Below are 24,581 nucleotides of genomic sequence, written 5' to 3' on the forward strand. Positions count from 1 at the left end.
ATGACAAAGCGGCGCCAATGGCGTGAACAGTTCGGCGTTCAAGACATGGCAAGACGAAGATTGACAGCACGTTGCGGTTGAGGAGCTGGCAAAACGCAGGCTGTGTGCAAGCGAATGGGTTGGCCCCGCTTTTCATTTTCCGCGTAGCCTGTGCCTGTGGCTGCCCGCGCCACAAGGCGTTGGTGCACAAATGTGGCATTAGGCACAATCAGCTCTTTGATGCCGCCTGCTATGTCGGCCTTGCCGGGCAGCGAACGGACTCCGGGCGTGCGCACGCCCTCATGCGGTTGAGAACGGCGCAGCCGATGGCGACCTCGGTCTGCTGAGCCGAAAAGGAGCGGGCTCGCAGGCGACGTCCGATCAGCCCCTTGTAGCGCCCGACGGCGGTCTCGATCAGGGCGCGCTTGCCATAGCCGGTGGACGCCTGCCAATTCAGCCTTCCATCATTGGCGATCGCCGTGATGTGACCGTCCCTTTGACCGGGTGGTCCGGTGTCATCACTCTCCACGGCCGTTGAACGTGGCGGGATGACTATCCTTGCGGTGACGCTGTGTTGCAGCACCGCGCAGTAGGTGGGACCGCCATCATATGCTCCGTCGGCCGTGAATTGGTCGATCTCTGCGTCGATCCGGTCGAGCAGCGGCTTCACCTGCGAGGGATCGTCGCCGTCCTAGTCGGTCAGACAATGGGCGATGATCTCGCCGCTGTCGGCATTGAGAACCAAATGCAGCTTGCGCCAGGTCCGGCGTGATCTGGCACCGTGCTTGTCTTCCAGCCATTGGCCGGCGCCGTAGACTTTCATCCGGTGCTATCGATCAGCACATGCAGCGGACCGTCCTCGGATGCCGCTGCCGCTTGGCCGATGGTTCCCATATCTGCGCCCGGCGGCTTAGCGTCGTGTGATCGGGAACCGGTAGATCAAGCCCCATCAGATCGAGCAGCGAGGTCGCCAATCCCTCGCTCTGGCGCAGACGAAGCCCGAAGACGCATCCCAGTGTCAAGACCGCCTCGATGGCGAGATCGGAATAGCGGGGCTGGCCGCCGCGGGTCGTTCTTCGCGGCGCATGCCACCTGGCCAAGGCTTCTTCTGTCAACCACAGCGTCAGACTGCCGCGCCGCCGAAGGCCCGCCTCGTATTCCGGCCAGTTTGTCACCTTGAATTTCATCTTCGCGCCTCGTTGACGGCGGCTGGCATTGTGTTTGTAGGGCATCGGGCGAAGATCATGTCGTTGGCGATCTCGCCTGCCTATCGGCAAACCCTTGAAAAATTGTTCCACGCACCAACGCCTCGACAAGCACCTTTCTTCATACATTTCCCGAACGACCCGCAGCGCAAAGCCTCCCCATGAGAAAAGAGCTTCCCATGTCTTTCACGCCATTGATTGACCCCGAGATCAAGGCCCGCTACCCGGATTTTCATCTGATCAGCATTGTGGTGCGGAACGCTGGAATCGACGTGCCGGATGCACAGGCGTTGAACGACACGATTGCGGCGGCGGAACAGGCGGCGCTTCGCGATGACGCCCAAAGGGACGCCCGTCTTGCGGCGTGGGCCGTTGCCTACGAGGCTTTCGGCACAAAGGCCAATCGAACGCCGTGCTCGGCCGCCGCGCTTCTCAAGCGGGTGCGGAAAGATGGCTCTCTCCCGCGGATTTCCCCACTGGTTGATGCCTACAATGCCGTCAGCGTGTTGTATGGCGTTCCGATTGGCGGGGAAGATCTCGATCTCTACCAGGGGTCCCGAGACTTTTAATTGCGAAGGGAGCGGAGCCATTCGACACGATCCAGCAAGGTGAAATGGTAACCGAGCATCCCGAACCGGGGGAAGTCATCTGGTGCGATGATGCCGGTGTCACGTGCCGCCGCTGGAACTGGCGACAGGGGCGGCGCACCATGGTCACGGTCGATACCCGCGCCATGTGGCTCGTGCTGGAAGCCCTCGGCCCAATGTCAGCTAAACAGATGACGGCCACCGGAGAGCATTTGATGGGCTTATCCAAGCGTTGTGCCCGGGTGCGCGAATCGAAACCGCGCGGATCGACGAGTCCACTACATCTCGTGTCCCTTAGGGCATGGCCCACCTCTCGGAGAAACACCCCACTCAGCCCTGTCCGGATCTGGCGCTCCTTGCTCGCTCCGCTGGCCTACACAGTTGATTGCGAACGACCCAGAACGGCTCTCGAAAACGAGCGTCGAACGAAATCAGATCACCGCTTGTTCTCCCTTAGCGTTGTTTGGCGTACTTTTATCGCGATGCCCTCTTGTGGGGCGTGCCATAACGCAGTTGATGATCATGCCTGACTACGAAGCGTCGGCCGCCGATAGTCTGGATACAGCGCTCGCTGTGCTCGATGAGGTATTGTTATCGCCTGAGATCTGACCACCTCATCCCAGCGGACAAAACGGGGCAGGGAGGGGGGCTTTTCAGAGCCCGGACGCCTTGGTGAGATTGACGCGGAAACGATCGCGCCGGCGCTGATACTTTCGCGTCATCTCGGCCGAGGCGTGACCGCGCTGCTTTTGCACATAGCGCTCGTCGACCTCGGCCGAGGACGCGAGGCCGGCGCGCAGCGAATGGCCAGCAAACTTTTGACCGCGTTCGCCCTCCGACAGATCGCCACGCACGCCGGCTGCGAGCGCCGTGCGCTTGACCAGCCGCGCAACTTCCTGGTCGTTAAGCCGATCGGCGCCGACTCTTTTGCCTTGCCCTATTACCCTTCGGAACAAAGGGCCATGGCCGATCCGCGCCAGCTTCAGCCAGGTTTGCAGCGCGACCACCGGGCAGGTGGCGTCGGAGCCGCGGCCGACCTCGACCTCGCGCCAACCGGTTTTGCCGCGCAGGGTCACCAGCACGCCCTTGTCAGGAAAAAACTCAATCCAGCCAGAAGAATCCTCGGTCTGGTCGCGACCAATGTCGAGCCCGACGATTTCCGAGCGCCGCAGCCCACCGGCAAAACCCAGAAGCAGCATTGCGCGGTCGCGCAGCCCGCGCAGCGTGCCGCGGTCGAGGGTCTCGAGCATGGCGATCAGATCCTCGGGCAGGATCGCTTCCTTCTGCCGGGGAGGGGAGGCGTGGGTGTTGCGAACGCCAGCCATCACCGTGGCGATATGCCGGTCCTTGCGGTCCAGCGGCTGGCCGCGCTGGGCAAAATTCCAGGAGAGCGACGAAAGCCGGCGCTCGATCGTCGCCACAGAGTTTGGTTTTTTCTCCCCTGTTACCTTTCCGGACGCGCAGGCGGTGATGTAGAGTCCGACGGTCTGCGGATCAGGTGGGAGCACTTCCAGACCCTGCCGGCGCGCCCAGGCGCAAAAATGCTTCCAGTCGGCTGCGTAGGCGCGCCGCGTGTTGGCCGAGCTGGCCGCCTCGACATAGTCGCGCGCGCGGCCGGCGAGCGCCTCAAGATGCGCAGGCAGGCTGGGATTGGCGATGGCTGGAAGGGGAGGGGGCGAGCCGCAGTCGGCATCGCCCATCTGCATGACGACGTCGACGATGTCGGGCATGTCGTCATCGCCGGAAGCAGCCGATGATCTTGGAGCGTCGTCAGTCATGCTCATGCCGGTTCGATATTCGTTTGGGAGAAGTCTTTGCCGATGAAAAGCAGCGGTTCGTCTGCACGCTTTGCCAAAGCATAGGACAGGAAATCGGCAAAATTCAGCGCCGCCGGGTGGTGGCCTTTGCCGTAGGTCAGCCAACCCTGGGTCGCCAGATCAACCAATTCGGAGTCGACAGGAATGATGTCGGCCTCGCTTTTGCGCAGCCAAAGATCGATCTCGGCCAATGCGTGTTCGCCGCGCCTGCTGACCAGCACCATGCGTGCCTCGGGCACCCCGGTTGCCGGGACCAGTCGGATTGGGTCGGAGACCAGCGCTCGTTCCAGCCTTGCTGCCTCAGGCTCGCTCCGAAGGATCGCTACAACAGCTGAGGTATCGATCACCATCAGTTCGGGATTCCATGCTCGTCATACCCGATGATCTCGTCGTCGCTGCGACTATCCAGTTCAGGCAATCGTGCCACTCTTTCTCGGATGGCGCGCAATTCTGCCAGCAGACGCTCCTGAGCGGTCTCTCCAAAGCCCAAGCGATGCAAGCGCTCGCTCAGGGCCTGATGAATGGCTGCCGTCTTGCTGATACCCTGGCGGCGCGCGAGTTCGTCGGCGAGAGCCACGGTGGCCGGATTTTTGATGTTCAGGGACACGAAAGACTCCAAAATTCTACCTTTCTGGCCTATTCTACCATGTCCCCCAGCCCCCGTAAACAACGAATGATAATGCAAGACTATCGTTCGTTTCAAGCACACGACAAGCACAGCGCTTTCTATCCATTTTTGTTGTCAAAAGCGCCGCCATGATTCATCGTGCTGTCGATGATTCTGCGTCCCAAACCCTCTCTACGCCACGACGCCACGCTTGGCGGGGCCCCTTCGATCGCGAAGATGGCAACGGTGCCGGCCTGGCTGCGCCGCGCCATCCCGGATGCACAAAGCCTTGCGAGCAAAGATGTTGAAGACGTCGCGCTCACAGCGGGCGCTGCCATCGGCGCGCTTGACGCGGTGGTTCACGGCCAAGCGCGATGGGCCGGTGCCTGGCGGCAGCGCCTGGCGCTAACGGCTGCTGCGGTAACGGCGAGGCAGGCCGGCCGCGTCGAGGATGAAGCGGCATTGCGCGATGCCGTGCTGCTCACACGACCCGGCGACAATGTCGGGCCCGCCGGTCTTTTGCTCCTCGCCTGGCGTCGGCTGGCGGCCTGGCCGGCTGAGGAATTGCTGACGGCGAAAAACCTCGCTGCGGTGCTGGAAGATCTCGGTCATGCCCGCGACGACGAGGCGGTCCGCGATCTGACGGACGATCTTCGGCAACTCGCCGCCAGGGACGGGACGCTGGGAATGACGACCGGCGCCATCGCGATCGCCGAACGCCACGGCTTCGGCCGCGTCCTCGGAGCCTGGCTCGCCGATGCCCTGCTGGCGCAACGGCTGGGTTGGGCGCATGCGGTGCCGCTGCTGGGCGCCGATGCGGCCTTGGGCACAAGCGCCCGCCCGCGTCGATCGGCAGCCGGCTCGGTGGCGACAAGCATTGAGACAGATCCCGAACGTGCCAAAAGTCTGCTTGCCGCGCAGGCACGCGCTGCGTTGCGCGCAATTGATCTTTCCGCTGAGCTCGAGCGCCGCGCGGACCGGCTGCTTGCCATTGCGCCAAAACTCAGGGCCAAGGCGGCGGACATTGTCGTCGAAAAACTGCTGTCCGACGACGCGACCGTCGCATCCGAAAAGATCGTCGGCATGAGCGACCGCGGTCTGCGCCGCCTGTTCGACCGGCTGGTCGAGTTCGGCGCCGTCCGCGAAATGTCCGGCCGACCGACCTTCCGCATCTATGGACTGTAAGATATGGCAGAAGCGACGCACAGACGGGGTAAGGGTCGGCCAGATGACAGTCGACCAGGCGACCGCCTGTTTGATCGGGAGCTGGATCACCTGCGGCCGGAGGCGCGCTGGCGCGAATGGATGCCTCGCGTCGAGGCAACGATTTTTGCGGCCAGCGAGCCGGTCAACCGCGAAACGCTGGCCCGCATCGTCGGCAAAAGCTGCAGCATTGATCTCCTCATCGACGACATCCGCGAAGAACTGCGCGGTCGGCCCTATGACCTCGTCGCCGTCGCCGGCGGCTGGAAGCATCTGACGCGGCCGGCCTATGCCGATGCCACCTGCTGATATGTCGCACGCGTTTGCCGCACCGCTTTTTCCGCAAGGAAGCGTGCAATTTCGGCTTGCATAGAATCCATCGATCCCCCAATCGATCACTATGGTAAGTGTGCTTCAGGTGCCTACGTCCCGAAGGCCAGCGGCTACTAAGCCTTGCTTATGCGTTCAACGCAATCTATATTCTGTTGAACACAGGAGGTTCCGATGGCCGCGCAAACACGGACCGCTTCAGAAAGCGAAGCAAAGGCCGCATCGACCCGCAATAAGCTTGTACTCGAGCAAGCGAAAGCCGCCGGACTGCTCGGCGCGGCGAAGAATACCCGTCTTTCGGGGCGAGTGCCTTCGGAGTTGATCGAGGCGGCCAAGAAGCGCGCTCATGTCACCTCGGACACGGAGCTGTTGGAATTGGCGCTGTCGCGCCTGGCTCTCGAAGATGACTTTGGCGCCGGCTTGGTCGGACGCAAGGGCAGCATCCCGGCGGACATAGATCTTGGGTTTTGATCTTTCCGAGGCCCTCCGATCGCTCAAGCCGCAAAAGTACACCGGAACGCTGGAGCGTAGGGCCGATGATGATCTCCCATGGGTTGCAAACGAACCCGCGATCGGGGGACCAGTGTTTCTGGATACGTGCGTCTATCTGGATGTCCTGCAAGGACGAGCACCGGTTGAAGTCGATACGCTGCTTACCTATCGCCGATGCCACCATTCCGCAGTCTGCCTTTCTGAGCTGACCCACGCCTTTGGCCGGCTCGACCCAAAGCATGCCTCCACAAAAGCTGTCCTCGAGACAATCAAAGCCACGGTGGAGGACATTCCGGACCACCGTCTTCATGACCCGGATGCAGCGATGTGGGGACAGGCCGGTGTGTTGGCTGGCTTGCTCTGCCGGCTGAGCAATCTGCCCAAGGGGCAGGGGCACGAGCGCCGCTTCGTAAATGACGCCCTCGTATTCCTGCAGGCGCGTCAGTTGGGGGCGGGCGTGCTGACCGGCAACGTCCGCGATTTTGATTTCCTTACCCAGATTCTGCCGACCGGACGGATCATTCTCTATCGAGCTCCGCCGGGACCGCAGACATCATGAACGTCACGGTCGGCCCTCCTGTCGATATTCTCCACGAACTGGAACAGCTGGGTCGGGCGCCGGCGACTGACGTTAATCACCTGCAGAACACTCCGGCGTTTCTGCGTTTTGCGGAGTTATGTCAAACTCGATACCCCCAGATTAGAGCTGGCTCCATGCTGCGACTTTCGCTTGCCTCAGCATTGCGGCAGCTCGGCTTGGCCTGTCTCGTCGGTGGCCAGGGTTCTGGGTTGGCAGCGAGTGCGGCCGAAATATCGGATGGCCTCGACAAAGCCATCCGGAGCACGGCATCGAGGCGACTGCACCTGTGCCCGCTCGATCTGGCATCGCGCCTTCCGACGATCTCCTTCGGTCCAAATCAGGTGCGGTGCTTTTCGGCGACGGAGCTTGAGGAGCTTTTCGACGTTTTGCGTCTTCATCGGGCGAACCAGAACTGGTCGTTCGATAGCAAACGCTTCTCCGAGTTCAATTGGCTCGTCGTCGACGAGAAGGTTTCCCACGACGACATGGGTCCCGACGGGAGAACACTGCCCGGCCTGTTCGTGAATCTTAGCCAGGATTTTGGACGAATCGAACCGCACAAAACTAGCCTCCCTTCATCTGTCGAAGCTGCGCTTTTTGGACTCCTCACAATCCCCTGGGAGCAGATCGCTGAATACAAGGACATGGAATGGCGTGGTTTTAGAGTTCCTTGGGTCTACACCGTCGACTCTGACGTGTTTGCTCGTCGGGTTCCGCCACCTTCTCCAGACAGCCTGAGCTGGGAGCCTGCATGGCAGTTCGATGTCAATGGCGACGAGCATGAATATGAAGCGCCGGTCGCCTATCCGCTAAATGATGACAGCGACAGCGCAATTACCTGGCTGACCGACGACGCGTGGAGTGACATTGTAGCGGCGCGCCGGACGACGTTGTTCGACCGTCCTGTTGCGCACTTCTTTGTCCGTGGATTTCAATCAGAAGCCATCGACGAGTTTCTTGCCCATATTTCAACGATCGAGGCGGCGCTCGGCTTGCCTTTGGATCATGACCCACGCGCCCGAAAAAAGATCGAAGGAAAGAATCCCGGCGCGACGCGCCGGGCCACGCTTCGCATTTCCGGACTGCTCAACGATGGTTCGTTTGGGAACGCCTATTCCAAGCTTTTCGGGCTTAGGAGCGATTTCCTACACGGGAGGCCGATGGCGGACATATCCGGGAACGATAGACGAAGTGCCAGAGAACTCGCTCGCAAGGTGGTGTGCGGGCTTATTGGCGCCGTATCGTCGGATCCGATGGTGAACCGCGAACAACTCCTTGATGGCTTCCTGGATAGGGGGAGCCAGCTAAGCCAGCACGGCGGACCGCCCGCAAGTGAGGCTGCCCATGGCCATTAGCGTCTTGCCCCCGAGCCGCCAGGGCGTGCAGAGTTTTGCAACAAAGTTCGCGCTGCAGCAGGACAGATGGAACGATCTTTCCTTCATGACGCTGTATCACCTCTACTATCAGGTCGAGGGAAGCCCTCCTACTTTGATCGGGCCGGTCAAGATTCTACAGCGAGGCCAAACCACGCAAGACGGCATCCTGATCACCGAACCATTCGACCGGCTTCCGCCTGACTTCGGCTCTGTTGGCAGCTCACTCGACTATTACCAGCGGCTCAATGAGATTGCTGGGGAGGACCGAGATGAGATTCTGGGCTCGTTGAACGACGTCGTTGCCAACTCGCAACTAGAGCCGCTATTCAGCCAGGAGGAAGGCTGGCGAATATCTCTGTTCCGCGACAATCCGGAACCCGAGGGCTTCCTTTCCGATGCTAGACAGATTCACTCTCGCAATGCCAGCGAGGTTCCAGACCTCCATCTGTCGTTCACATTCCATCCGGCCGGATGGGCGGCGCCGATCCAGCTCTATTTCGATGCGCCGAGCCCACTGTTTTATTTCGGCCCGACACGCGAACTTGGCCCCAGCAAGCGCAAGGTCTTGCTCCCACGGCGAGTGATGGTGCTGATTGGACGCAACGGATCGGGCAAGAGCACCTTCCTATCGCGCATCGCACGGGTCGCGTTTGCGTCGCCATCGGACAGAACGTGGCCTCAGTTGACCGCCGTCGGCGTGTTCGATCCACCGTCAATTGGCTTCATGCGCATTATCGCGGTTTCGTACAGCGCGTTCGAGAACTTCTCCGTGCCCGGGTTGTATGAGACTGAGCTCGAGCAGATCGCATCGGACATGGAGAGGGGGAGGCGGTCGCTACGTCTACGCCGGCCTTCGCGACGTCGTTGCCCAAGTGCGAGAGCAATTGTCATCCGCACGGGCCAAGCCGACGGACGTGGATGAAAGAACTGTCCTGGACATCGAGGATCGACGATCGAGTACGAAACTGAAGTCGCTCGAGCAGCTCGCTGACGAGTTTGTTCGCCTAATCGGGCAGATCGCGGAGCATGGAGATGATGCGCTGTTCGATGCTGCTCTTGCGCTGGTGCTCGCCGACGCCTCGTTTGCCGATGTTGCCGGGACGGATCGACAGGCTCTGCTTGGTGCCAATCCCCGTTCAAGCTTTCTCGGATGGAGCACAGGCCACAAAATCACGATGCATGCGATCGCCTCGCTGGTGGCACATACGACGAGAAAATCCCTCGTGCTCTTCGACGAGCCTGAGACACACCTTCATCCCCCGCTCATTGCAGCGGTCATGCACGCCTTGAGATTGGTACTGGAAGAAAAGAACGCGTTCGCAATCGTGGCAACGCATTCACCGGTGATCCTCCAGGAGACGTTGGCACTGCACGTGAGGGTCATAAGGCGGATCGGATCGGAATTTGAGGTCTTTATCCCGCCACGAGAGACATTCGGCGAGAACGTGGGAACCTTAACCCACGATACCTTCGGTCTGACTTCTGCCGCGACAGACTTTCATGGGATTCTTGATCTACTCATTCAGGCACACAATACAATCGAGGACGTGAACCAGCATTTTCGGCCGGGCCTTAGCGGGCAGGCGCTCGCATACGTGCTTGCGGGCCTCGCCCGGAAGGCTCGCCAGTGAGAACCCTGCCATGTCCTTCTCGCGAGGAGGCGCAAGCCTACCTCGTGCGCGCTATCGAGACCTACATTCACGCCGGTATTGCGAAAGGCTATGCTGCGACCCAAGCTGAGATCGACAGCGTGATTGCCATCTACGACGCTTATGACGCGGGTTTGGGGGGCCCCGCGGAAATCCTAAAGGGCGGCGCGCTTCTTCAGCAGTTTCGCGACGCGATCTATAGCGGGTATGACTTCACCCAAGCGGGTGGCAAGTTAGCGTCGGTTCGAGCGTCGCTAATGGCAGGAATTGAGCTGTGCCCGATATGTGGAATTGCACCGCCGCGCCAACTGGATCACCATCTTCCGCGGTCAGATTACCATGCGTTGGCTGTTTATCCTCGCAATTTGGTGCCCCTTTGCCAAGAGTGTAATCACTCGAAGAGCAAATCGGCTGCCCTAGAGCCTGCCCAGCAGTTCTTTCACCCCTATTTCGAAGCGGTTCCGGATACGTCATTCTTGCGAGCCGGCGTCACAATTGAAGGGGGCGGCCTGGTTGCTACGTTTGACATTGATCCAGCCGCTCCAATCGAAGCGCTAGTTAGCTCGCGCCTCTCATTTGTCTTGCAGCGCCTGAAACTCAACGAACGCTATGCGCGGGAGATTAATATCTATCTGACCAGTCAGGCGACCGCAGTTAGAATCCTGTTTGATAGTGCTGGCGCTGAGGGTGTCCGCAGCTATCTTCTTGCACAGGCAGATGTGGAGAGCCGAGAGTTTCACCTCAATCACTGGCGGCCCGTTCTGCTCCGAGCACTTGCAGCCCATGTCGGGTTCTGCGGTGGGGAATTTGCAGAGGTATTGCCAGCTTGATCCAAACAGTTCCCTTTTCGATCATGTCCGGCTTCCCGCGACGGCTGACCAGATCAGTTAGCTCACGTGCCACCCGGCGATCGGAGATCGAGCGAACACTTCGGCTTCTGACGGCCGCAACGGCGAGGTCGGAGCGTGGCGCTTCTCTACCGTCCGACTGGAACGACTTGGTGGTGTAAGATCAACGGGCGCAGTTCACCTCTCCTGTGATAGGTCTCTCGGCAATTGCTGTCATACGGCCGATGGAAGATTGCTTCATCTCGCCCGGCGCATCCATGTCTAGGTCCGCGAGACGCGTTCCGATTGCAGCCGTGATCGCAGCGAATGCCTAAGCGAAGTTGCCATCAAATACGTATCCGAGCATACCGCCATGCTTGACGCGCTTGCCATACTGGCCCCGTATGAATCGCATCATTCCCCGGGTGACTGCCAACCTTAAGCCTTAAGCCACACCTTCCCTCATAGGCACAGGAGCCGCCCCGGCACTTCTTGACGGGTGGCCCAGACAGGCGCCGGTGGCGGTAAGCGTCGAATTCCGATACGCCCGTTTCTGGCCTCTGCAATGAGACCGCCAGGCAAGTTGGATGAGGGGCTGACAAGGCCTTTGGCCAAATAAGGCTGCCTAAGCGAAATTCTCCAATTCTATCAGCCCCAAGCTGAGCATCTCGTCGACGATCACCGAACTGATTTGGAGTTGAGTCACGTCTAGTTTGCGCAACCAGTCCCGCGCGTGCTGGACGCTCAAATCGGAGTTTGGGAAATGAGGCTCAAGCGCAGCGGCAGCGATCCGCGAAAGTCCAAGTTCCATGAAAGACCAACCAGACCTCGTACATACACCGAGCTCAAGCGCCAGTGAGAAGTCAAAGATTTCTTTGATCCGCGCTTCGAATCCGCAGTGCCGCAATGCCAAGGCCAGGACATCAATGTAGGCTTTTCCGAGTTGCACATACTGGAAGCGGATGACGTCCTCAATGAGGTCGAACTCCTTACGGATCACATCATTGATGTCGATCGGTTTCGGCCGACGTTTGCGTGACTTCGCATTCGATGCAATTTCATCCTCATAGGCCTTGATCTTTTTCGCAAGGGTTCGCTCTTCGCGCCGGATAGCGTCGGCAAGAAGAACGGGGTAGGGCGTGCCCTGCATCCATTTGACCGCGACGCCGGCGACCAATGCGGGGAACCTGCTGGCGGACAGATTCACCAGCCTCTGTGCACGCATGAAAATCGACTCATACGCTTTACGCGCCGGTAGATAGTCGTGCGGGTTGACTGGGATCAATCCGTCGATTTCGCCGGCTACGATCTTGCTGACCAATTCATTGAACAGGCGTTTCAACCCGAAAGGATCTACGGTCCAGTTTGTGGACAGCAGCGTCGCGGGCAGGCCGATCCCATCGCTCGCAGCTTGGGCCGCGACGACTAGGGCGTCGCGATCTTTTGCCGCGAACGAGGACAGGGATCGTGACGCAAAAAGAGCCACGTCGCCTCTGGCGGCTCTTGCTATGAGCAGGCCCGCAGCGGCGCGAACCTTCCCCGCCACCTCATCGCCAGGTACCATCCTTGGCAGTTCGCCGGCCAGAGCTTGTAGTATGGCGGATCCATGGTCGGCGGCGGCCTTTCCGAATGCAGGTTCGATCCGGTAGCCGACGAAGCTGTTCATCGGCTTATCCGGCCATTCGTCGTAGTCAACGAGAAAAACATTTCCAACGATGTCGGCCTTCATCCGACCTGCGCGTCCCGCAAAATTCCATAGAGCTGCCGGATCCAGCCGCGAGTTAGTCCCCCGCGTAGGCGTGTCGATGAAAACGTTGCGGGCGGGAAGGTTTACGCCTTGAAAAAGGGTCGTGGTACAAGCAAGGAATTTCAGCGCGCCGGACTTGAAGGCACTCTCAATAGACTCCCGCAGCAGCGTGGGCATCTTACCGTAGTGAAAGGCTACGCCACGCCGGACCAAGGCGGCGAGAGCATATCGGGGATGGATGTGCTTTTCAATGAACTGCGCCAAATCTTCGAGCACCTTATCGCCGCTATCTCGGCAATCTTGGTGTAGCTGTAGTGCGACTGTTTCGGCGTCCTTGGGTCCCGTCGCATACACCAGAGAACCGCCTGTGCGTCCGAGCTCCAGCGCGACCGCTGCGAGACGGCTGGCGGGGTGGTCAAACCCTCGATGGCTCTGAACCACGCCTAACGATGTCGAGCCAAGAGCGGTTAGGAGTCGCAGACTGAGGGTCCTCGGCTCGGCCGCCCGGCTCACGAGGATGCGGTTCTGTATGACGGACGGCAGAAGCGAAACAGATGCTTTCAGTCCCTTCAGGCCGATGGAATCGGCGACGGTTTCGAAACCTTCCGCACCCGGCGCCAACAGGACCAGACGAGTGTCAGCCCGTCGGGCAATTGCCTGTTCGAGGCATTCCTGCAGGATCATTCCCCGGGCGCCGTCCGAAAAATTCTGCGCCTCATCGACGATCACCAAGTCGAAATCTATAGTTGAGACCGCCAGCAGAACTTGCAATCTTTCCTGGGTCAGAACGAATATTTGACGCTCGGGGGCCGCAGGGTCGATCGTTGGCACCGTCGAAACGCGAATGCCGACTTCATCGTTTAGCCGGCGCTGGATCGAGGCATAGACTTCCGAGAGAAGCGCACGTGTGGGCGCGACATAGACCGCCCGGAAGATGGCGGACCGTTCTGCGGTCCTGCAAAGGTGCTCGATGACTAGAAAGGACTTACCGGCCGATGTCGGCGCGGAAATAGCCAGCGCCGTATCCTGGCCAAGCCGATCCCAAGCACGTTTCTGGAAATCGGTAAGGGCAATTCGCTCGCTGCCGACGTCGATGCCATTTACCTCGCGTGAGATCGCCGCCCGTAGGGCCTGCCGAATTGTGGCGACTGGCTCATGCCGGGCTTCCGCGTACGTTAGGGCGGGGAAATTGCCTAGATCGGTCAAAAGGCGAAGGCTGGCGTCCACTGGAATGTCGTCGCGACCGATAAGAAGGGCGCCCAACGAGATCGCCTGGGCAAGCGCCCGCAGGGTCTCGTCGTCGGTCTGGGCGAACACCCCGGCGCAGTACATCAGGCGTAGTACATCCTGCCGATCCATCCCGCCACGGCGCGACTCTATCGTGTGGGGAAGTGTGGCAAAGGCGGCTTCCGCCTGAAGACGGTCGAAGTCGGATCGGAAGGCCTGGTGGGTCTCAAGCCGACGGGAAAGGTCCAGGGCGAAGGTCATGCGTCGGTGCTCTCGACCGGCGCGACGACGTCGAGATCCTCCGCCGACCCGGGTGCGTTCTCCTCCTCATCTTCAGACGCGGCTGGAATATCTTCGTGAGGAGGCTCCACTCCCATCGCCCGGTAAAAGGCTTTGCGAAGCACATTGACGTCCGGAACCGCCACAAGGAACAAAAGGGTCTTCGCGGTGTCAGCTCCTGACGCCTTGATATGCTTATTCGCCGCGCTGCGATGCCGTTTGTGATCTGTTCGGTAGAGGCCCGCGAAATGCTCCTCGTGCGCGTCCACGGGACCATCGGAGACGGGCAATTTGGTATTGAACCGGCGTTCGGAATAGCAGATCACTCCGACAGAACGTTCGCGTCTCGGTAGATCGGGTTTGCCGACGATGTCGAAGAAATCGAGCGCCGCTTCTCGGGCCGCGCCCTCCAGAGAGTCCAAATGCCCAAGGTCCGATACTAATTCATATTCGCGAAGGTACTGTTTCCGGTTGGCGAGAAATCCCGCGGCGGATTTGGCATAGTCCTTAAGGCCGGCGTTGGCGCTCCCGGCGAGCTTCGATTCCAGGAAAAAGATTGTCAGGGCGTCGCCTTCAAAAGTTGCGTGGATCCCGTCTAGGCCGTGGACCGGCATATTAGCGGAGGTTTTGAGCGCCATCTTTGCCGCGACCTGTGCCGCTGAAAGATGATGCTGAACGACGCAATAGGCGAGCACCTCGCCCAGTTCGCTAGCGCGCGACGGGCTGGTGGCGTTGAAGGTGATGAAGACGTCCCGCACGGCCTGATGCACCCGGGCGATCAATGTGAAATCCTTCTCGATCGCCGCCGTGTACTCGAGCCGCCGCTTTCGCGGCAGGGCGTAGTACATGCACTGGCCCCACAGAAACTCCGCAAGGGCATCGATCTGCGGTTCGTCTTCGTTGAAACGCACATGAAGTAGTGCAGTCCGTGGCCCGTCGCCCTCGCATGGCGCGTCGTGCGCGACGGCGCAGGCGACATGCGCGCCTAACTTCGATGGATTGAGGAGGCTAGAGATCGCCTTTTGGATGTTCATGCCGGTGTTGCTGTCCAGGAAATAACTTGCACGCAGTGATTCGGATTACAGAATTCTAAAGGAGCGCAACAATTATCGCACTTCTATTCGCGATATGCTTCCGACCTGAGGCCTGTATTCGCAGGAAATGCGAGCCCCAAACGGAGTTTAGACTGCTTCGGGGAGGGCCCGACTCGAAAAACCGTGCTAGATGAAAGAAGTTCGAAGTCGTCCAGTTTAGTCTAGATACATCAGTGCGGGAGCGTAAAACAAGGTGGGGAAAAACATTGTCGTCTGCTGCGACGGTACGGGCAACCAGATCGAGCGCAATCTCTCGAACGTTTTGAAACTGTTCCGCATCCTGAAGAAGAATGAGGAACAGCGCGTCTATTACGACGCTGGCGTAGGCACGATCGGCGCCAGCAACGCATGGGCCCGTTGGCGGCAAAACACCAAATCGGTGTTTGAACTGGCCACGGGATATGGGCTCGACGCTGAAATCGCGGGCGCCTACGCATTCATCTGCCGGCACTACGTCGAAGGGGACGCAATTTTCCTCTTTGGCTTCAGCCGCGGTGCCTACACAGTCCGCGCCGTTGGGGGCCTGATCCACATGATCGGCCTGCTGCAGCCGGATCAGCTTAACATCGTTCGATATGCTGTAAGCTCCTATAAGCAGGCCAGCGACGAGAACGACCTAAACGTCGCCTGGCACTTCTCCAAAGTCTCTGGAGCCCGAGACGCTCGTATCAAATTTCTTGGTGTCTGGGATACGGTTGCGTCGGTCATCGTGCCGCGAAGGGACCGACTTCTGCCCCAGCTCCAGACACTGCCACATACAAGGACCAACCCGAGCGTCGAGGTCTTTCGCCACGCGATTGCGATCGATGAGCATCGTCGCATGTTCCGGCTGAACCGGTGGGTCGAACCACAGCCGTTTGTCGAAGATCCTTTCGACAAAACTGCGCCAGCAAAAGAGCAAGATATCAGGCAAGTCTGGTTCGCCGGGTGTCATTCGGATGTTGGTGGTGGCTATCCTGAAGAGGACGGCGCTATCTCTAAGTTTCCGCTCGACTGGATGATTGATGAAGCCACGGCGTTTGGACTGCAGATCAACTCTCGGATGCGGGAGCGCCTCGTCTTCGGAACAGGGGAGGGCGAGGGGAAGATGAACTTCGTGGGCCCGAATCCACTTGGGGCCGTGCACGATTCAGTGACGTGGGGCTGGAAGCCGCTCGAGTGGATTCCAAAATCGGTCAAATTGCGTGAATGGAAGCGAAAATCCGCCCTCGGTTTCTATCTTCCGCAGGCCGAGCCTCGCATGATCGAGAAACAGGAGCCGCGGCCGTTTGTTCATCAGTCGGTTCTGGATCGGAAGGCAGCCATCTTGGGATATAAGCCAGAGAATTTTCCAACGGCGTTCGATGTTGAGCCTTATGGTGACCTTATGAAAGATCGCCTGGCAAAAGAAGCCGGCAGTTAGGGTAGAGAGTCGTAACGTCTCCAAGTTCACGATTGCAGGGGGATGCAGATGGCGAAAAAGAGCAGTCCCGTTAAGAAGGGTGAAAAGGCTGTCGCGGTGGCCCTGTCACCTGCTGAGACGCGAGACGTCTACGCCTCTCGACGGTTCCTGGATGGGGTGACGCAGAAGAAGCTCGGCCTCAAGGTCCGCTTCGACACATATTACAAGGACCCCCTTGTCGCGAAGAATAATCCCGGCCTGGAAATCGATGACGATTTTTATGTGCCTTGGGAGCCACGCATTGGCGACGGCCCCACAAGTGCGAGGTTCGCTATTGTCGATTACGACAGCACCAGAAATACGTTGGAAGAACCGGCCAAATGGAGCGTCGGCGAGAAGGTTTTTCTCGATCCGAAGGGGCGTAGGATCGATCGAGCGTTAAAAGAAACCGCTCACTTCCGCCAGGTCAGCACTTGGGCAATTCTGCAAAGCACACTTGATTTCTTCGAGAGCCCAAGCGGCCTCGGCCGGCGCATCTCTTGGGCGTTCGAAGGCAATCGGCTTCTGGTCACGCCAAATGCCGGTTACGGCGCAAATGCCTATTATGATCGCCAGAGCAAATCGCTCCAGTTCTACTATTTTGACGACGACAACGGTCAGCGTATTCACACCTGCTTGTCCAGCGATATCGTCAATCACGAGTTTGGTCATGCACTGCTGGATGGCATTCGGCCTTATCTTCTGGAAGCGGTCTCACCACAGACAGGTGCCTTTCACGAATTCCTGGGGGACTTGACCGCAATCTTGATGACGCTGCGGAACAATTCGTTCCGTAAGGAGCTTGCGGCCAGGACCAAGGGCCACTTGAAGACGAAATCCGGTGACGAACTCATCGCATCTGTCGCCACAGAGTTCGGCAACGCCGTGTCAGGACAACCATACCTTCGTAGTGCGGGTAACGAGCATTTTCTGGGCGAATACAAGGATGAGATCGAACCTCACGCGCTCTCGGAGGTGATGACCGGAGCGATGTTCGACATCTTCGTTGCCTTGACCGAGCAATATCTCAAACGAGAGCGCAGCGACGGGGAGACACACACTCCGGCTCAATCGCTACAATATGCGGTCGCTCAGATGCAGATAATTGCCATCCAGGCGCTTGATCTTTTGCCGCCAGTCGAGGTTACGTTCAACGACTACGCGCGCGCTGTCTTGCGCAACCTCGCGATCGCAAACCCAACTGATCCCACCAACTATCGCGAGATGATCGCGGACATTTTCGTCCACCGCGAGATCATGACCGCAGAGGAGAGAACCGACCTACTGGTGCGCGCGCCCTTGTACGATCGGATGCCAGGAACAATTTCGCACGACCCGGAGCTTATCGGGAGTTCGCGTGCAGCGGCCTATCGCTATCTCGATGACAACCGCGACAAGCTCTTCATTCCCGACCATGTCGACATCATGGTCGATGAGGTCTTCACCTCCGAGAAGATGGTCGGTCCAGGCCTCTTCCAGCCCAAACAGATCATCCTCCAATATCTGTGGCGCGAGAACTTGGCGTTAGCGGGCACGCAGTTTGGCTCCTTTAGTGGCAAGACGACCAGCCTGCTCTGTGGCGGGACGATGGTCTTCGACGTCAATGGCAGCCTGCTTTATTGGGCGCGCAAGCCAGGCAGCGAACCCTTTGCCACCGCAAGCGTGGCGATGGAGAAGATAAAATCGCGCAAAAAACTCTTTGGCACCGAGCAGGTAGCCTTGGCTGAACTCGAGGCTGGCAAGCAGCGCAGGCAGGAGTATCTCGATGCACTTGCCAGACGCATCGAGGAGGGGATGGTTGGTGAAGAACTTGCCGGCCCCGAAGGTCTTGTTGGAAGCCTTACACCGCCACTGATCGCGCGCGAAGTTGACGGCTCAGTTCGGTTTGAGCTCTCGCCGCACTTTCATGTTTACGATGCCGATGATTCCAGCCTGGGAGCGCTTAGATGGCAAATGAGCTCCTGATCCGCCTTTATGACGTCGGTCTGGGCGACTGCATCTATGTTCGCATCCCCGGCAAAACCGACAAGAAGGAAGATGCATTCCATATGCTGATCGACTGCGGCACCTGGAGCGAAGGGAAGCTTCTTGCCGCAGCGATGAAACAGCTCGAGAGCGAGTTGCCAGACGCACAGGACGGAAAAAAGCGGCTCGATCTTGTCGTTGTCACGCACGAGCACAAGGATCACATAGCGGGCTTCGATCCCAAGCTATTCGAGAACATGAAGGTCGGCGCGGTTTGGATGAACTGCGCCATGGATCCCAAACATCCGCAGGCGGGAAAGACCCGAAAAATTAGAGGGGTCGCTGAGCAGGCCATGCGGGGGCTTGCTGCGCTTGGGCCGAGTCTGAGCCCTCGCGCAAGCGAGCTCTTGTCAGTTTTCCAGATTGACAACAAAGGCGCCATGCAGACCTTGCGCAAGACGCTGCTCGATGGCGGAGAGCCGACCTATGTGCATGCCGGCGAAACCAACGAAACACATGGCATTGAACTCCATAAAGCGAAAATCAACATCCTTGGCCCGGAGGCTGATTTCGATCGTTATTATCTCGGCGCGACCGCTCAGCGAACATTGAAGGGCGTGCTGGGAGCGGCCGCGTTCGACGCGGAAAAAGAGTTTGATGCCACTGCAAAAGCGCAAGAGCCGCCTTTGCCCCGCAATATCAGCCCGGCCTCTTTTCGCGCCCTTCGTGCCCGCATGCAGTCGAACGCTTTGGCATTCGCGGAACTGGATGGCACTTTGAAAAACAATTCCAGCATCGTTCTGCTGATCGAATGGAACAAGAAGCGCCTGCTGTTTATCGGGGACGCCGAATGGCACGGCGACTTCAAAGAGGGCAAGATGAATGGCTCATGGAACGTGATGTGGAACGAGCGCCGAGATCTGCTCGGCAAAACAGTCGACTTCCTCAAGATCGGCCATCATGGCAGTGAAAACAGCACACCCTGGGACATGGGCAAAGGAAAGCCCAGCGAAGCGACTGCGATCCTGGATGCAATCCTGCCGGTACCGGCGGCCGGCCAGCAGTCGAAAGCGACAGCGGTCGTGTCGACCGAACGAGGGAAATACCGCACGATTCCGCGTGGCCTGTTAATGACGGAAATTGCTCGGCGGGTTGGCGATACCCGAATTTACAAGCCTGATCTCGAACACTTCAAACCGAAGGATCCCGCGGACTTTGAGACCTATGAGAGGGAATGGCTGGATAAAGCTCAGCCATTACGCACTGACTTCGAGCGGATTAGGGAAGGAAAGGGCTTTATCGACGTGGTTTTGAGCTGACAATTACGGCGTGCACGCTGGCCAATTTTGTCAGCTATTGCACATGAACATAGGACATTTCGGTACCCATTGGCAGCTTCGCGCGTGAACTCGACTGAAGCCGATGTGCCGGCTGAAGATGCATCGTCAGAACGGGCGATTGAACCCGTCATGGCTCTATCGATTATCGACTAGATTGAGCTTGTCGAAGAAAATACGATTACGCTTTTTGGCGTCGCTGAGCATCTTCGTGTAGTCCATAACCTCGTAGTAGACCCTGTGATTGGCGTGATAGCCGTAGAATCCCTGCTTGTCCGGCGTCATTGTGGCATTGAAGTCAGTGAGAACTTGCCTGAGTTTTGGCGTTAAGTCTGCCACCACGAAAATCGTGGCCGGAATATCTGCGTTCGCGATTGGGATCGCTCGACCCTTATGTAGGTACTTACCGCCGCGGATCGCGTTGATCACTTTTGCGGCCTGAAGAACGGGGTTCTCATCACCCGCATACTTGTTGCGCCCCGGTTGCTTGAACTCAATCACAATGATTGAGTTCAGCGGATGCTCGTCGTCGGGCCGCTCACCGCTGAAAATAATTTTTTCATCAAAGATGACGATGTCGCCTCTCTGCTTATCCTTCGAATCTACGACTGACAGCGCGTTGTTTCGCTTATCGGACGAAATGAACGAATGGAATGTGAGGCGCTCGTCGATCATCCAGAGATTCTGCTCGCTGGAGGGGATATCTTCAGAGCTATGCTGCATTGGAAATACGAGCTGATGCACGACCTTTTCGAGCGGGTAGTTCTTCTTGTCCTCAGGCAACTTGACTGCGCGTTCGAGGAAATCAAGGATGATCCGTCTGTGCTGAACGTACTGGGCTAAGGCTGACACTCCAAGCTCATTGTACCGGTCCAGGAATTCGGTGAACTCCTTGTGGTATGACTCGTAATCGGTGATCTTGCTCGCCTCGCGAATGATGCGAGTGCTGTCTTTCTTGAGTTCAGTCTCCCGCAAGAACAGTTCCCGGTGGAGTATGCCTTCCATCTCAGACCGAGACGGTGTCGGAGTGATCTTGTTTAAGAAGCTGCCGGCGTGCTTGAGAAGCATCCGATATTGTGGCGCCTCTTCTTGCACGTACCGACGAATCCTATCGAGCTTGACAGAGTTGATGGTCTCGATGACATCCTTCAGATCGTCCTCCACGAACGCTAGTGCCGAAGCGCGTATATCCGTTTTTGGAATGAGCTTGTGATCCGAGAGGGGAAGTTCAAGCTCGGCATCATCAGGATTGCCGAACTCGAAATCGGTACGATTGGTGTTGACGTGTTCGGTGAGGTAAGGGCTCTGGACGATGCCAAGGTAGAAAAACGCCTTGCCGTCGTAGTCCTCAAGCCGGGATGTCAGATTTGGAAGATGGTCTGCTAGGCGGTCGCTGAGGACTGACCGTTGATCCGCAGCGTAGACAAGCTTGTGCTTGGTCGCCCGTGAGGTGGGAAGTCGGAAACCATGTAAAGTGAATGAGTATCTACCGACTTCGAAGGGATAAGCCGAAGCCGTGGCCTTATAGTCTCTTTCAAAAATTTCTTTGAGGTTATGCTTGAGCCCAAGGTCGTTAACCTGAACCGCCGGACACTCCTCGTCCATCAGTACAAGGATGAAGTGTTCGATGAGTTTCTGGATAAGCACTTCCGAGGTGCGGGGGCACTGCCCGTGATATTCCGGCCTTAGTTCCACAAGCTCGATTGTTGTGCCTGTCGCATGTCGCGTGACAGATTTGGGGAGGCCGCGCAGGTCGTCTACATCGTAGTTCTCGTCAAAGGTGAAAGCTCGAGTGAGCAATGCGCCGTCGTCATCCTTGAACGTGCTTTCGATGCGCGCAAATGCAAAGGCCTTGAGCCAGGTGAAGCGACCCAAGCCCTTGCCGCCTCGGCTCAGTTTGTGTGGCGAGAACGCAGTATTAAAAGAGTCGTAGTTGGCATCGTCGAGACCGATGCCGTTATCAATGACTTTGAACCCGCTGATCGGCGGAACTTCCAGGTCGAGTTGACGGCCGTCGCGAACGACCTCGACCGTCATGCGTCCGGGCGTACCCGTCGGCAGTTTCGCTTCCTTGATTGCCTGAAACGAGTTCATGACTGCTTCGAACAATGGCAGCAATGGGCGCCACTGCAGTACGGTGGTCTGCCGTACCTGGTTAGCGATATTTACACGGATAGACATTAGCCGCCGTTGCCCCTTGCGCCGTATCCTACCACTAGATGAACACTCAGGCCGCGCAAGTGATACCAGGTTCTCCTTTTACACACAGCGGTGTCATCAAGACAGAACCGGGCGGAAAGACCTCGGACCCTTATAGGCATCTCAGTGCGAGAATGACGCGAACCATACTCGATGTTCATGCTTCGTGCTTCGAAAGTCGCATAAAAAGGCAGTGTGGAACTCAACGGCGGCTCATCGGTTTTGCGGGTTCAGCTCGTGGAAAAGGTCCGTCGGCCTTCCATGAATGCGGGTTTCCGCATCGCACCTCGATTTGGTCGATGACCGCCGGACAGGCGAGACGGAACCGTATCTCGCCCGAGAGCACATTCGCGCGCATGAGTTCGACGAACGCGGCTATCCTTTCATCCGCAGTGAGAAACCTGCGTTTGACGGATACAGTGGTGCTACGCTTGTGGAGCCCCGGGGCGTCTCTATGCGGCAATCCCTCATCGTGAGCCGATGCTATTGTGCAAGTTTCGCAGCACTGCGGGTGGCGATATCGCCCAAGACAGCATGAAGAAGGGTTCCAACTTCCTGTTCGGCGACCCCGGGTGCAATTCCTGATTCGGACAGTTGAACGAGAATTGCCTTGGCGGTGTTGCGCCAGAAGGCGTTCGCGTCCTCCCCGTTCTTGGATTCCAGGACCCGGGCGATCCCTTCGACCAACTTCCGCCGCCGATGCAGCGGAAACGCGCTTATGTTTGAATCACACATCCATCACCTCACCCCTTCAGTCGCGCGAATAAGCATTGGCGGCTGAGAAAATTTGGTTAACAGCGCTTTTGGACAATGGTCAGCAATGGAATAAAGCGTCTACCCAACAAGCCAAGAGGTGTGCCGCGTGTTGATGATCGGCGCGTGCTGAACGGCATCTTCTGGGTGCTGCGCTCCGGTGCTCCATGGCGCGATCTGCCTCAACGCTATGGCCCGCGCACCACCTGCTGCAACCGCTTCGTCCGATGGCGAAAAGCAGGTGTGTGGCTGCGCAGTAACGAGTCTACGGCCTAAGGTTTGCGGAGCCTCACGCCGGCGCGGCTGCCATTCTCCGGGATGAACTCGACGCCGGCGGCCTAGAGGGCGATGCGCAAGGCAGCAACGGTTCGCTCTTGTGTGGGGCTCTGTCGGGCCGCGACATCTACTTAATGTCTACTCTAGACAGTCGCCGCGACCATAACTTTTGATAGCAAGTCAGGGTCGCGGGATGCCGAGCCGCTTGAAATACCGAGTTAGGTCCGGGTGCTCGCGATCGTCCTGCCTCAACCGCGTCATCATCGCCGGCGAGCGCCATAACCAAACCGGGGGCGCTTATTCCACGGAGCACCGGGCATTGTCTGGTTGTGAAGACGGTGCTTGATCACCAGCCGCCTGAGTGCGTCTTCGCTTACGTTGTAGTCGTGCCTGAACAGATCAATGGCCCTCTCGTGATCGCCTCTGCCCGTGGGATGTGGAGCGGCCGAAGCCGTTCGCCTGTTTCCGGCGCTGTTTTGACAGGGCGCGCATTGGTCATTCGGCCCATCGCGCTTTTCTGCCGCCCGCCGTTTCGCCCGACTCAGGGAACGATATCGCCCCCCATGTATTAGAAACCCATGGACACTATGGAACCCCACGGCCACGGGATGGCGGCCGATCTTTTGACATCGGAAGTTGCCAATGCCAGGCAGCGCATCCACCGGACCGAGCTCGCGCTTCAACGCAGTGAAGAAATGCTGGCCGAAAATCTCGCGCTGTGCAGCAGGATACGAACTGCGGTCGAGGCCGCAGACCGCTTGGTGAAGATCGATCCCCCCAGCTTTGAAGGACGTCGCGCGGGTTGAACTTGGGCCGGCGTTTCATTCGTCGCGGCCTTGCGGCAGCAAGAGCCTGCCCTATTGGCATCACAGCGTGAGCAAACATTGGACAGAAGCATTCCAACGTTCACGATGTGCAACACCGATGCCAGACCGACACGAACCTTCAGTTCAAAGAGCGCGGATTAATGCTGCGGCAAACGAAGGGGCACCGGGGGCTTCGCGCGAGCCAGTTATCCGATCTCCCGCTCAGAATTTCTACCAAATATTCCGACCTCCTGATGGAACCCATTCGTTGCGGGCGAGTTGCGGCTCATTGGGACGGACTTCCCGAATATGACAACGAGCAACAAAGCAGACCATCAGTCTGTCTCCGAAGCGTTTCGGAAACTGATCCGTTCCGAAGGCTATCGTCATCACGTACAAACGTATCTGGAGATCGAACCAGAACTGCCACCAACCCTACATTCATTACTTGCGGCTATTGATCGGGCCAAACAGGGGCCGACGGAAGAAGGTCCCTAGCCGGCTGGCTGAGCGCCAAAGCGGAAGAGTACAGGGGCTCGCTCCGTACTTGTTTCTCTGGTTCCCGCTCAGAAATTCCGGCAAACATTTCTGCTTGATTTTTCCCGACAGAGGGTCATGAATGTTCCCCTTGGGTTCTCGCTGAGGTGGGAGGCCTGGTATAAACGTTTGGATGAACTGCCGACCCATCAAAGTGACTGCCAATGAGCTTGTTGAAGAGTTGATTTTACAAGCCGGCACGGCCAAATCATCATCATCTCTGTCAAAGAGACTATCGCAGCGGTACGCCGAGACGGGTCACATCTGGTGGAAAGTGACTGCGAGCTGG

Annotated in this window: 20 protein-coding genes and 3 pseudogenes; 15 read left to right on the top strand and 8 right to left on the bottom strand. The window is 58.3% G+C overall.

The window, feature by feature from the left end; genetic code table 11:
* Positions 1 to 229 precede the first annotated feature (229 nt).
* A pseudogene (locus NKJ08_RS32350) lies at positions 230 to 1,211 on the bottom strand (IS5 family transposase).
* Between the two features lie 152 nt (positions 1,212 to 1,363).
* Between NKJ08_RS32350 and NKJ08_RS32355 the strand changes: the two are divergent.
* Positions 1,364 to 1,753 carry a B3/B4 domain-containing protein gene (locus tag NKJ08_RS32355; RefSeq protein ID WP_352785141.1) on the top strand — a complete coding sequence of 130 codons (390 nt, stop codon included), beginning with the start codon at positions 1,364 to 1,366 and terminating at the stop codon, positions 1,751 to 1,753.
* A gap of 44 nt (positions 1,754 to 1,797) precedes the next feature.
* Complete coding sequence (locus NKJ08_RS32360; RefSeq protein ID WP_352785143.1) at positions 1,798 to 2,301, top strand: hypothetical protein; 504 nt, start codon at positions 1,798 to 1,800, stop codon at positions 2,299 to 2,301.
* A 123-nt stretch (positions 2,302 to 2,424) separates the two neighbouring features.
* On the opposite strand, the gene NKJ08_RS32365 is transcribed toward NKJ08_RS32360, so the two are convergent.
* Genes NKJ08_RS32365 through NKJ08_RS32375 form a run of 3 tightly spaced genes read right to left on the bottom strand, consistent with a single transcriptional unit; the run spans position 2,425 to position 4,195 of the window.
* Positions 2,425 to 3,555 carry a site-specific integrase gene (locus tag NKJ08_RS32365; RefSeq protein ID WP_352785145.1) on the bottom strand — a complete coding sequence of 377 codons (1,131 nt, stop codon included), beginning with the start codon at positions 3,553 to 3,555 and terminating at the stop codon, positions 2,425 to 2,427.
* Positions 3,552 to 3,938 carry a type II toxin-antitoxin system VapC family toxin gene (locus NKJ08_RS32370; protein ID WP_352785148.1) on the bottom strand — a complete coding sequence of 129 codons (387 nt, stop codon included), beginning with the start codon at positions 3,936 to 3,938 and terminating at the stop codon, positions 3,552 to 3,554. The genes NKJ08_RS32365 and NKJ08_RS32370 overlap by 4 nt, the downstream gene beginning before the upstream one ends.
* Entirely contained in the window at positions 3,938 to 4,195 is a 258-nt protein-coding gene (locus tag NKJ08_RS32375) for a type II toxin-antitoxin system VapB family antitoxin (RefSeq protein ID WP_352785150.1), read from the bottom strand. The genes NKJ08_RS32370 and NKJ08_RS32375 overlap by 1 nt, the downstream gene beginning before the upstream one ends.
* 237 nt (positions 4,196 to 4,432) lie before the next feature.
* On the opposite strand from NKJ08_RS32375, the gene NKJ08_RS32380 reads away from it, so the two are divergent.
* The 8 genes and pseudogenes from NKJ08_RS32380 (at position 4,433) to NKJ08_RS32415 (ending at position 10,655) form a co-directional block, all read left to right on the top strand.
* Complete coding sequence (locus NKJ08_RS32380; protein ID WP_352785152.1) at positions 4,433 to 5,380, top strand: DUF1403 family protein; 948 nt, start codon at positions 4,433 to 4,435, stop codon at positions 5,378 to 5,380.
* A 3-nt stretch (positions 5,381 to 5,383) separates the two neighbouring features.
* Positions 5,384 to 5,698, top strand: a pseudogene (locus tag NKJ08_RS32385) (SMC-Scp complex subunit ScpB); the annotation flags it as partial.
* Between the two features lie 204 nt (positions 5,699 to 5,902).
* Positions 5,903 to 6,199 (top strand): hypothetical protein, encoded by a 297-nt coding sequence (locus tag NKJ08_RS32390; protein ID WP_352785154.1) that lies wholly within the window; start codon positions 5,903 to 5,905, stop codon positions 6,197 to 6,199.
* Positions 6,189 to 6,779: a type II toxin-antitoxin system VapC family toxin gene (locus tag NKJ08_RS32395; RefSeq protein WP_352785157.1), complete on the top strand. Its 591-nt coding sequence runs from the start codon at positions 6,189 to 6,191 to the stop codon at positions 6,777 to 6,779. Before NKJ08_RS32390 ends, NKJ08_RS32395 begins: the two co-directional genes overlap by 11 nt.
* The gene (locus NKJ08_RS32400; protein WP_352785159.1) at positions 6,776 to 8,155 is read left to right on the top strand and encodes a hypothetical protein; all 1,380 of its coding nucleotides are present in this window, start codon (positions 6,776 to 6,778) and stop codon (positions 8,153 to 8,155) included. Before NKJ08_RS32395 ends, NKJ08_RS32400 begins: the two co-directional genes overlap by 4 nt.
* The gene (locus NKJ08_RS32405; protein ID WP_352785162.1) at positions 8,145 to 9,098 is read left to right on the top strand and encodes a P-loop NTPase family protein; all 954 of its coding nucleotides are present in this window, start codon (positions 8,145 to 8,147) and stop codon (positions 9,096 to 9,098) included. Before NKJ08_RS32400 ends, NKJ08_RS32405 begins: the two co-directional genes overlap by 11 nt.
* The gene (locus tag NKJ08_RS32410) at positions 9,091 to 9,807 is read left to right on the top strand and encodes an AAA family ATPase (protein ID WP_352785165.1); all 717 of its coding nucleotides are present in this window, start codon (positions 9,091 to 9,093) and stop codon (positions 9,805 to 9,807) included. Before NKJ08_RS32405 ends, NKJ08_RS32410 begins: the two co-directional genes overlap by 8 nt.
* A complete protein-coding gene (locus tag NKJ08_RS32415; RefSeq protein ID WP_352785168.1) occupies positions 9,804 to 10,655 on the top strand; it encodes an HNH endonuclease in 852 nt (283 codons plus the stop codon). Before NKJ08_RS32410 ends, NKJ08_RS32415 begins: the two co-directional genes overlap by 4 nt.
* Positions 10,656 to 11,277: 622 nt before the next feature.
* Here NKJ08_RS32415 and NKJ08_RS32420 read toward each other — a convergent pair.
* Together NKJ08_RS32420 and NKJ08_RS32425 are read right to left on the bottom strand one after the other, a co-directional pair.
* Positions 11,278 to 13,887 (bottom strand): DEAD/DEAH box helicase, encoded by a 2,610-nt coding sequence (locus tag NKJ08_RS32420; RefSeq protein ID WP_352785171.1) that lies wholly within the window; start codon positions 13,885 to 13,887, stop codon positions 11,278 to 11,280.
* A complete protein-coding gene (locus NKJ08_RS32425) occupies positions 13,884 to 14,939 on the bottom strand; it encodes a HamA C-terminal domain-containing protein (protein WP_352785173.1) in 1,056 nt (351 codons plus the stop codon). Before NKJ08_RS32425 ends, NKJ08_RS32420 begins: the two co-directional genes overlap by 4 nt.
* 253 nt (positions 14,940 to 15,192) lie before the next feature.
* Here NKJ08_RS32425 and NKJ08_RS32430 point away from each other — a divergent pair, with 253 nt between their 5' ends.
* The 3 genes from NKJ08_RS32430 to NKJ08_RS32440 are packed head-to-tail and all read left to right on the top strand — an operon-like array spanning position 15,193 to position 19,703.
* Positions 15,193 to 16,401 carry a T6SS phospholipase effector Tle1-like catalytic domain-containing protein gene (locus NKJ08_RS32430; RefSeq protein WP_352508305.1) on the top strand — a complete coding sequence of 403 codons (1,209 nt, stop codon included), beginning with the start codon at positions 15,193 to 15,195 and terminating at the stop codon, positions 16,399 to 16,401.
* Positions 16,402 to 16,449: 48 nt separating this feature from the next.
* Positions 16,450 to 18,384, top strand: coding sequence for a gluzincin family metallopeptidase (locus NKJ08_RS32435; RefSeq protein ID WP_352619023.1), 1,935 nt, complete (start codon positions 16,450 to 16,452; stop codon positions 18,382 to 18,384).
* Positions 18,366 to 19,703 carry a ComEC/Rec2 family competence protein gene (locus NKJ08_RS32440; protein WP_352508307.1) on the top strand — a complete coding sequence of 446 codons (1,338 nt, stop codon included), beginning with the start codon at positions 18,366 to 18,368 and terminating at the stop codon, positions 19,701 to 19,703. The genes NKJ08_RS32435 and NKJ08_RS32440 overlap by 19 nt, the downstream gene beginning before the upstream one ends.
* A 156-nt stretch (positions 19,704 to 19,859) precedes the next feature.
* Here NKJ08_RS32440 and NKJ08_RS32445 read toward each other — a convergent pair whose 3' ends face one another.
* A complete protein-coding gene (locus tag NKJ08_RS32445) occupies positions 19,860 to 21,815 on the bottom strand; it encodes a hypothetical protein (RefSeq protein WP_352785176.1) in 1,956 nt (651 codons plus the stop codon).
* Between the two features lie 588 nt (positions 21,816 to 22,403).
* On the bottom strand, positions 22,404 to 22,655 hold the full coding sequence (locus NKJ08_RS32450) for a DUF6074 family protein (protein WP_352449758.1): 252 nt from the start codon (positions 22,653 to 22,655) through the stop codon (positions 22,404 to 22,406).
* Between the two features lie 75 nt (positions 22,656 to 22,730).
* Between NKJ08_RS32450 and NKJ08_RS32455 the strand changes: the two are divergent.
* Together NKJ08_RS32455 and NKJ08_RS32460 are read left to right on the top strand one after the other, a co-directional pair.
* A pseudogene (locus NKJ08_RS32455) lies at positions 22,731 to 22,928 on the top strand (transposase); the annotation flags it as partial.
* A gap of 629 nt (positions 22,929 to 23,557) precedes the next feature.
* Positions 23,558 to 23,755: a hypothetical protein gene (locus tag NKJ08_RS32460; RefSeq protein ID WP_352785180.1), complete on the top strand. Its 198-nt coding sequence runs from the start codon at positions 23,558 to 23,560 to the stop codon at positions 23,753 to 23,755.
* Positions 23,756 to 24,581 lie beyond the last annotated feature (826 nt).

Source organism: Mesorhizobium sp. M0244, from assembly GCF_040321795.1.
Lineage (GTDB): Bacteria > Pseudomonadota > Alphaproteobacteria > Rhizobiales > Rhizobiaceae > Mesorhizobium.